The sequence below is a fragment of the Streptomyces sp. NRRL S-340 genome, from assembly GCF_000720185.1.
In the GTDB taxonomy this organism is placed as follows: Bacteria; Actinomycetota; Actinomycetes; order Streptomycetales; family Streptomycetaceae; genus Streptomyces.
In genome coordinates this window covers 1-475 of record NZ_JOIY01000120.1, presented here as the reverse complement: position 1 = coordinate 475, position 475 = coordinate 1, and the positions used below count along the sequence as shown (strand labels likewise).

The window sequence follows — 475 nt, the reverse complement described above, 5'->3', positions numbered from 1 at the left end:
GGACGGCAATCCGTTGATCATCTGGGAGTGCAACGCGGGTGACGTGGGTCAGAAGTGGAAGGTGCCTTCGGATGCCCCGGTGTCGGGTCCTTCGGGGCGTGTGGCGGGGTACAACGGCAAGTGTGTGGAGGTGGCGGGGGGTGTGTCGGCCGATGGCACGGCGGTTCAGTTGAACGCCTGTGGTTCGTCGTCGTCGCAGGTGTGGACGGTGGCGGGTGATGGCTCGTTGCGGGCGTTGGGCAAGTGCATGACGGTGGCCGGGGGTGGTACCGGGGACGGTACGGCGGTGCAGTTGTCGGCGTGTTCGGGTGCGGCGTCGCAGAAGTGGCAGGCGCAGGCGAACGGGACGCTGGTCGGTGTGCAGTCGGGCAGGTGCCTGGATGCGACGGGTCCGAGTTCCGCCAATGGCACCAGGCTGCAGATCTGGGCGTGTGCGGGTTCGGACAATCAGATCTGGGGGGTGCCGTCGTCGCGT

The 475-nt window shown here is 67.4% G+C and carries 1 protein-coding gene; it reads left to right on the top strand.

Annotated elements, in window-relative coordinates:
* Nucleotides 1-43: 43 nt before the first annotated feature.
* A partial coding sequence (locus tag IG64_RS39910; protein ID WP_324609605.1) for an RICIN domain-containing protein occupies nucleotides 44-475 on the top strand: 432 nt, incomplete at its 3' end.